Origin of the sequence: Microbacterium sp. CPCC 204701 (assembly GCF_004010105.1) — a bacterium.
Lineage (GTDB): Bacteria > Actinomycetota > Actinomycetes > Actinomycetales > Microbacteriaceae > Microbacterium.
Genome location: NZ_RRYE01000388.1, coordinates 1 through 2,685, shown reverse-complemented (window position 1 = coordinate 2,685; position 2,685 = coordinate 1). Strand labels below are relative to the sequence as shown.

The following is a 2,685-nucleotide window of genomic DNA, read 5'->3' as shown; positions in this document are numbered from 1 at the left end:
CATCGCCGGGCTCCGCTGCCGCGAGGCGCTGCAGCAGCGCGAGCGTGCGCTCGACGTGCGCGTCGAGCACCCGCGAGGCACCGCGCGTCGTGCCCAGCTCGTCGGCGAACGCCTCTGCGGGCGCCGCGTCGCGCGTGAGGGCACGCAGCACATCGAGCGCAATGACGTTCCCGGATCCCTCCCAGATCGCCATCACGGGCTGCTCACGATAGCGCCGCGCGAGAGGGAACCCCTCGGTGTAGCCGTTGCCTCCCAGGCACTCCATCGCCTCGTACGCGTGATGCGGACCGCGCTTGCACACCCAGTACTTCGACACCGGCGTCGCCAGGCGCCGCAGCGCGATATCGCGATCGGACGCGTCGGCCTCGAACAGCTGCGCGAGCCGGAGCCCGGTGAGCATGGCCGCCTCGTACTCGAGCGCGAGATCGGCGAGCACCGCCGTCATCGCCGGCTGATCGACGAGCAGCGCGCCGAACGCGTGGCGGCCCCGCGCGTGCCACAGCGCCTCCGCCACAGACTGCCGCATGCCCGCGGCCGTGCCGAGCACGCAGTCCAGGCGTGTGCGCTGCACCATCTCGATGATCGTGCGCACGCCGCGTCCGGGTTCCCCGAGCACGAAGCCGACCGTGCCGTCGAACTCGACTTCGGCCGACGCGTTCGAACGATTGCCGAGCTTGTCTTTCAGCCGCTGGATGCGGAACACGTTGCGCACGCCGTGCGGCAGCACGCGCGGCACGAACAGGCACGACAGTCCCTCGTCGACCGAGCCGCGACGCGTGTGGGCGAGCACGAGGAACGCGTCCGACATCGGGGCCGAGCAGAACCACTTGTGCCCGGTGATCTGGTACGCGTGGCCGCCCATCGACTCGCCGACCGTGGTTGCGGCCCGCACATCCGAGCCGCCCTGCTTCTCGGTCATGGCCATGCCGATCAGCGCGCTGCGCTTCTCGTCGCCCGGGAGAAGACGCGGGTCGTACTCGCGCGAGTACAGGCGCGGCAGCCACTCGTCGGCGACCCACGGCGAGCCCTCGATCGACGCGACCGCCGCGTGCGTCATCGAGATCGGACAGGCGTGGCCCGGCTCGACCTGCGCGAACAGCATGAACATCGCGGCTCGGGCCGCGTGCGCACCGGGCCGCGGATCCGCCCAGGCCGACGTGTGCGCGCCGCGGGCGACCGCCTCGCCGATCACTCGGTGATACGACGGGTCGTACTCGACCTCGTCGAGGCGGAAGCCCCAGCGGTCATGGGCATGCGTGACCGGGCTGTGGACGTTCGCAAAGTCGGCGTCGCGCTGGAACGAGGCGGACCCGACGACCCCGCCCGCCTCGCGAAGGCCTTCGTCGGCCCATCCCGCAGCGAACGAATTCACCGCCGACCGCAGCACGGCGTTGTCGGAGTATTCGTCGACGTCCACGCGCCACGGCGGCTGGTTCTCCACGTGGTGCGTCGCAGCGCCGCTGACGCGCTGACCGCGCGCGAATGCCGTCATGGGACTCACCGTAGCGTCACGCGGCGGGAACGAGCGCGACCCGCAGCAGCAGGTCGTCCTCAGGGCGGGGGCTGCCGCGCCCGTCGGTGTTGTTGGTCAGCAGCCAGAGCGACCCGTCGCCCACAGCGACGACATCGCGCAGGCGACCCTGCTCGCCCGTGAGGGCCGCGACCGGCTCGCCGATGATCCCGCCGTCTCGTGTGTCGACGGCCCAGAGCCGCTCGCCGCGCAGTCCGGCGAGGAACACCGTGCCGCCGCGTGCGGCGATGCCGCTGGGACTCGCCTCGTCGGTCGTCCACGCGACCACCGGGTCCGCGAACCCCTCCTCCCCGGCGATGCCTTCCACAGAAGGCCAGCCGTAGTTCGCGCCCGGCTCGATGAGGTTGAGCTCGTCCCACGCGTCCTGCCCGAACTCGCTCGCCCACATGCGCCCGTCCGCCGTCCACGCGATGCCCTGCACATTGCGATGGCCCATCGACCACGCCGCGTTGCCCCACGGATTGCCCGGGGCCGGGTCCCCCGTGGGCGTCACGCGGAGGATCTTCCCTCCGAGCGCGCCCGGGTCCTGCGCGGCATCCCGTTGCTGGGCGTCTCCGGTCGCGACGTAGAGGTAGCCGTCGGGGCCGAACGCGAGGCGTCCACCGTCGTGCGTGCTCGCCCGGGGGATGCCGTCGAGCACGACCTCCGGTGCGCCGAGCTCGAGCGCGCCCCGTGCGCCGAGCAGCGGCATCCGCACCACCCGGTTGTCGTCCTGCGCGCCGAAGTACGCGTACAGCAGCGGTTCGTCGTCCTCGACGTGGAGCGCGAGACCGTGCAGTCCGGATTCGCCGCCCGAGACGACGCCGTCCACCGTCCCGGCGGTGCGCAGTTCGCCGTCGGCCGTGAGCTCGCGGATCACTCCGTCGTCGCGTTGCGAGATCAGCGCGCCGCCGCCGTCGAGGGGCACGACCGACCACGGGGCGGCGAGCCCCGTCGCGAGCGTCGACACCTCCCCCGCACGCCACCAGGCGGCCGAGTCGGCTGAGGGGCTGGACACGACGGGGCTCGGGCCCACCGTCGGAACCGCACGCGACGGCGCAGGACTCGGCGATGGCGGACTGCACGCGGATGCCGCAAGCAGTGCCGCCACGAGGCAGACCGCCGCCGCGACCCGGCGCGCACGGTGGCGCGTCATCCGCCCGCCGCGGCCGCCT

At 72.7% G+C, this 2,685-nt stretch carries 2 protein-coding genes; both read right to left on the bottom strand.

The window, feature by feature from the left end:
* Positions 1 to 1,492 (bottom strand): acyl-CoA dehydrogenase family protein (locus EIO58_RS15770; RefSeq protein ID WP_127820302.1); only part of this gene is annotated, 1,492 nt, incomplete at its 3' end.
* Between the two features lie 16 nt (positions 1,493 to 1,508).
* Positions 1,509 to 2,666 carry a PQQ-dependent sugar dehydrogenase gene (locus EIO58_RS15765; RefSeq protein WP_127820301.1) on the bottom strand — a complete coding sequence of 386 codons (1,158 nt, stop codon included), beginning with the start codon at positions 2,664 to 2,666 and terminating at the stop codon, positions 1,509 to 1,511.
* Between the last annotated feature and the right edge of the window lie 19 nt (positions 2,667 to 2,685).

What these genes read in the sequence shown, in the direction of transcription:
- EIO58_RS15765 (WP_127820301.1), bottom strand. Translation starts at nt 2,666, where the DNA reads ATGACGCGCCACCGTGCGCGCCGGGTCGCGGCGGCGGTCTGCCTCGTG.